The sequence below is a fragment of the Photobacterium lucens genome, assembly GCF_009873615.1.
Taxonomy (GTDB): Bacteria; Pseudomonadota; Gammaproteobacteria; order Enterobacterales; family Vibrionaceae; genus Photobacterium; species Photobacterium lucens.
In genome coordinates, this window is sequence record NZ_SSMG01000188.1 from 1 (window position 1) to 5,413 (window position 5,413).

Genomic DNA, 5,413 nt, shown 5'->3' on the forward strand with positions numbered 1-5,413 from the left:
ATATGTAAGACACTTATCGCTTGTTAGTTATGATGTAAAAACAAAAAAGCAGTGGTTTACCCACTGCTTTTATTCCGAATCAGCACTGATTTATTGTGCTTTAAAAATTTGCGCTGTTTCTAATTGTGTCATACGACGGATCTGACGCCAGACAAAGTAGAAGATCCCCATCATCATTATCATTGATGGAATGGCAATCATTGGATAACTCAATAGCGTTAGTCGACCTAACTCTTCATTAAACGCTTCTGTCCCTGATTTACTAGTTACAATCACGGTTGCCAAGATGTAGTTCATTACTGAAGAAAACAGAAAAGTACTTGCAAACATATAATTAGATTGCGTTAAACAACGATCAAACAAATGCTCGTTATTATTCTCTTTAAGACGCTCGTTAATAAGCCCTAAATTTAATACGCTATCATTAAGTACTAATTTACGCACAACCGGAAACTTAGTGAAAGTTGAACCAAAGACCACGATACCAATTAAGCCAGGAATCAACGCTTCTTTGATGGCTAACCATTTAGTATCTAGCTCTAATAAACCAATACCACCCGTTAAAAGCACACTGACAATACCGAGTAAGGCAATGAAATTATATTTTTTATAACGAACAAGCTCATAACCACCGAAAGCAACAGGAAATGCTAACGCAACAAGCAAGCCCCCTACTGCACCTAATTGCTCTTCACCACTGAATTTCATTAAGATCACTGAAGGCACAATAACGTTAAAAACAATTTCACTTAACGGATTCGATTTCTTTTCAGCCATGTCTGACGCCACTTCCTTTGTTTACATTTATTTTACGTTGTCTCTTTGCATTGTTCCGTTTCTCTACAACACTGTAAAGAGCTATATGGTTACAAACCATTAAATTTTTAACCAACAAAAGGAATAACGCATGCTTGATATCCACAATTCCGTGTTGGTTGTGATTGACATTCAAGGCAACCTTGCACACTTAATGCATAAAAAAGATGACTTCTTTCATCATGCTGAAATCATGGTCAAAGGCGCTGAACTATTTGATATACCCACACTTTGGCTTGAACAATTACCGGATAAATTAGGGGCAACCATTCCACAAATCGCCACCCCTTTACAGCAACAAGGTTTTACACCTATTGCAAAAGAGACATTTAGTGCCTTTCAAAATATCAGTTTCCTTGAACAGCTTCAGTTAAAACAACGTAAATCCATTATAATTATAGGTATTGAAGCACATATTTGTGTCTATCAAACGGTGATAGATCTTATTGCAGATGGTTACCACGTCACCTTGGTCAGTGATGCGGTTAGTTCTCGAACGGAAGAGAATAAGCTTGTTGCGATAAATAAAATGCAACGTGCGGGAGCACAAATTAGCTCAACTGAAATGTTGTTATTTGAATTACAACGTGTGGCGAGTGGTGGGCGTTTCAAAGCCCTGCTAAAGCTCATTAAATAGTAATAAAAAGGCCTTAAACACACTTTAAAAACTAAGGTGTATGTAAGGCCTTTATTATATCAATTCGCTAAAAGAGAATAACTACATAGATAGCGCTGCTGTTATGCTTGCGATACTCATTACAGTCGTACTTAAAAACATCATAGCAGCAACAGGTTTGCTTTTTGTAACTAGCGGCATTAACCATAAACCTACAGCGATTAACAACGAGCCAATGCTAACAGCTCGCAAGATAAAGCCAGTAATAGCACCTTGTTCAGCTTGCTGTACTAACTCGCCGATGCCGTTAATATTAGCTATAACAGCAACCAGTGCTAATACCGCCCCACAAAAAGGCAACACACGGTTTAACGCAGTGAGTTTATGCTCTGCTTTTACTAACATGCTGTGTGCCAAAAGCGCACCACCTAAAAGTACTGCCAAGATAAACTGCACAACCACTTGTAACTGCACAGCATGTGCTAACACACCATCAATAAAATAACATCCACCCCAAACCACGATAATAATAAGGAACAATTTTCGCCACTTATCACTACCGACCAGCTGCTTTTCACAGAACCAATATGTAATTGTCAGAATAATAAAACTCAGCGCAAAAAAGGTCTCTAAACCAAAACTTGATACGCTATTCACTCCGCCGAACATCAGCGTACCTTCACGTAACAACATTGCGATGATCAATAACACCCAAATAATAGGTAATGTTTTTAATACCCTGTCACTTTGACCAAAACATAATTTTCCAGTCAGCATAATGCCGCCTAAAATGGTGAATGCGCCAATAGAAAACTGTGTTAATACCTGAGAAATGATAAATGGCCAGTCAGCCCACTGCATTGATGACTCCTGTACTGCATGAGAGTGCTGCCAATTCCCATAACAATTGATTTGATAGCACAATAATTAATAAGGGCGCTATTTTGCAGAAAAGCCAGATTAAGTGCAAAGAAAAGGGATAGTAATTGCCTATCCCTTATCTTCATTAAAGTACCAACTTACCTTAACGGATTAATCTAATGATCGACTCTTGAGTATCCATAACGTCAGCACCATAGCCAGCGCAGCAATACCTGCCATAGTAAGATAAGTTAAATTAAACCCATGCTGCAAAATCAGCACATCGACTTTTTGTGATATATCAGCGGTTGGTACTTGGCTGTGAAAAACAGTGGAGCAAATAGCAACACCAATGGCTCCGCCTAATTCACGTCCAAAACTAAACATCGACATTCCAATGCCTCTATCTTTTGGCGGTAACACATGCTGAACAACAACACTCAATGCTGGCAAAGTAAAACCTAATCCAAGCCCAGCAAACACTAAAGATAGATGAACGCTCCACCCCGTATATAATTGCACCAAAGCCCCCGTAGCCAAACCAAAACCAATCACGGCTACGCGCTTATATAGGCCTGACTTTGCAATGTATTTACCGGAAAAATACGCTCCAGTTGTGATACTAAACATAAAATAAACCATGATCAGGCCACTTTGTGATGCTGTCATGCCCTGTTGCCATTGCATCTGTAACGGTAAATAAACTAATACAGCAAACATCAAAAGTTGTGAGCACATGATCAAAAAAACGCTGATTGCATATCCTGATAACCTCACCAGCTTATAAGGCAAAATTGGATCGGCAACCCGTGACTCAACAATCACTAGCAATAGAGAAAAAACACATAACATCCCAACTAATAATGTTTTTGAAAAATGCGATTCAGGTGAGATCACTAGTAATAACAGCGTAGTAACAACCATAAGCAGCATCGCACCGATCCAATCAAAGCGACTCTTTCGTCTAATATTTAAATGACTTAAGTTCTTATTTATCAACCAAACAGCTAACAAACCGAGCGGAATATTGATCCAGAAAACCCAACGCCAACTCAATTGCTCAGTAAAAAAGCCACCTAGTAATGGACCTGCGATACTCGAAACGGCATAAACCGCTGAAATATAGCCTTGGTATTTACCCACTTCCTTTGCCGGAATCGTGTCTGCTATCACTGTAAACGCAAGCGCAATTAAGCCTCCGCCACCAATCCCTTGTAGTACACGTGCTGCAATCAACATATTTATGTCTTGCGATAACCCACATGCAATAGCACCCAAGACAAACAGTACAATGCTGACATTAAGCATTCTTACCCGACCAAACAGATCACTTAGCTTTCCATATAGCGGTAACACTGCGGTAGAAGCGAGTAAATAAGCTGTTACAACCCAGGTCAAAAGCTCACCTGCTTGTAATTCTTGCCCAATCATAGGTAAAGGGGTCGTAACAATACTTTTTTCTAATGAGCCTAACGCTATTACTAACGCTACACTGCCAAAAATCGTTTTAGGGGTGGTCATATCTCTCTCCTTCCCCTATAAGATACTGTATCTGTACTATTGTTGAAATAAAGTGATGATTTGTATGTTAATTACTATACAATCGAACGCCTTGCTATATTACGTGGCTTATTATCTAAATAAAAAAATCGTGTCAATTCATACGTTGTGTGAATAACTAAAAACCAATTATGTCTAATTCTGCTGTTTTTTTAATGAAATGATTTGACGAATCAAGGATTAAACAGGTATCTTATTTCACATAAAAAAATAAGATTTATTTTTAAGATTTTAGTCGATGTTTCGTTACGTATTTAAGCGAAATTGACGAGGCATTGTAAAAGAAAAAGGATTAACTGAAGCAATAGCAGCTTCAGCTCAGAAATTACAAGTGAGAAATCAATGATCGCAATTATTAATGTCAATGTATTTGACGGACAGAACACGCTAAACGATCAAGCAATCTTCGTTCAAGATGACGTTATTCAACGCATCGTTCCTATGTCAGAAGTGAATCAAGCAGAATTACCAGAAACAGTTGTTGATGCTAAAGGTATGTTAGCTTCTGCAGGTTTTATTGATCTTCAGCTAAATGGTTGTGGCGGTGTACTGCTAAACACAGCTATCAGCACTGAAACGCTGCAAATCATGAATGAAACCAACCTTAAGAGCGGTACAACTCAGTTCCTACCTACTTTCATCACGAGTGACGGCGAGTCTCTTGTTGAAGTGATCGAAATGGTTGAAGCAACTGAGAAACCAGAACAACTTGGTGTACTAGGTCTTCACCTTGAAGGTCCATTCATCAGTGTTGAAAAGAAAGGTGCTCACCGTGAAGAGTTTATCCGCCAACTAGACGAGAAAACGGCTCACTACCTAGCAGACAATGCAGACAAGATCTGTGTACTAACTGTTGCACCAGAAAACACGCCACAATCTGTTATCGATATCGTTCGTGAAGCAGGTATCACGGTTTCTCTTGGTCATACTAATGCTACTTACGATCAAGTTAACGAGAAAAATGGCCTAACAATGGCAACTCACCTGTACAACGCAATGACACCACTAGGTTCACGCGAACCTGGCGTTGTTGGTTACATCTTCGATAAAAAACCACATGCAGGTATCATCGTTGACGGTATCCACGCATCATTCCCATCTGTACGTATTGCACATGAAATCATGGGTGAGAAACTATTCATGGTGACAGATGCTGTTGCGCCAGCAGGTACAGACATGACTGAGTTCGATATGGCGGGTCTAAAAGCATTTGTTACTGATGGTAAGTGTCACTACGCTGACGGTACTATTGCAGGTGCAGCTGTAACGATGATCCAAGGTCTAAACAACCTTATCGACCACGTTGGTCTATCTCGTGAAGAAGCACTACGTATGGCTACACTATACCCTGCAAAAGCTGTAAACATCGATAACGAGTACGGCATGCTAAAAGCTGGTTACAAAGCGAACATCACACTGCTTTCTGATGACAACCAAGTTAAGCACGTATTCCAAATGGGTAAGCACGTTTTCTAATTTAAACGTTTCTTATTTCAGCAGAATAAAAAAAGAGGGCTATATGCCCTCTTTTTTATTAGTTTATTTAATCTTCATTAACGA

General features: G+C 39.3%; 5 protein-coding genes. 2 read left to right on the forward strand and 3 right to left on the reverse strand.

The genetic code is table 11. From position 1 onward, the window contains the following. Positions 1-90: 90 nt before the first annotated feature. Entirely contained in the window at positions 91-777 is a 687-nt protein-coding gene (locus E5A76_RS09040) for a VC0807 family protein (RefSeq protein WP_053989015.1), read from the reverse strand. Between the two features lie 130 nt (positions 778-907). On the opposite strand from E5A76_RS09040, the gene E5A76_RS09045 reads away from it, so the two are divergent. Next, positions 908-1,453 carry an isochorismatase family protein gene (locus tag E5A76_RS09045; protein ID WP_161118719.1) on the forward strand — a complete coding sequence of 182 codons (546 nt, stop codon included), beginning with the start codon at positions 908-910 and terminating at the stop codon, positions 1,451-1,453. A gap of 81 nt (positions 1,454-1,534) precedes the next feature. Here E5A76_RS09045 and E5A76_RS09050 read toward each other — a convergent pair whose 3' ends face one another. Beyond that, complete coding sequence (locus E5A76_RS09050) at positions 1,535-2,293, reverse strand: DmsC/YnfH family molybdoenzyme membrane anchor subunit (RefSeq protein ID WP_161118720.1); 759 nt, start codon at positions 2,291-2,293, stop codon at positions 1,535-1,537. A gap of 171 nt (positions 2,294-2,464) precedes the next feature. Further along, a complete protein-coding gene (locus E5A76_RS09055; protein ID WP_161118721.1) occupies positions 2,465-3,814 on the reverse strand; it encodes an MDR family MFS transporter in 1,350 nt (449 codons plus the stop codon). 381 nt (positions 3,815-4,195) lie between these two features. Between E5A76_RS09055 and nagA the strand changes: the two genes are divergently transcribed. Further along, positions 4,196-5,329: an N-acetylglucosamine-6-phosphate deacetylase gene (gene nagA / locus E5A76_RS09060; protein ID WP_053989011.1), complete on the forward strand. Its 1,134-nt coding sequence runs from the start codon at positions 4,196-4,198 to the stop codon at positions 5,327-5,329. The last annotated feature ends 84 nt before the right edge of the window (positions 5,330-5,413 follow it).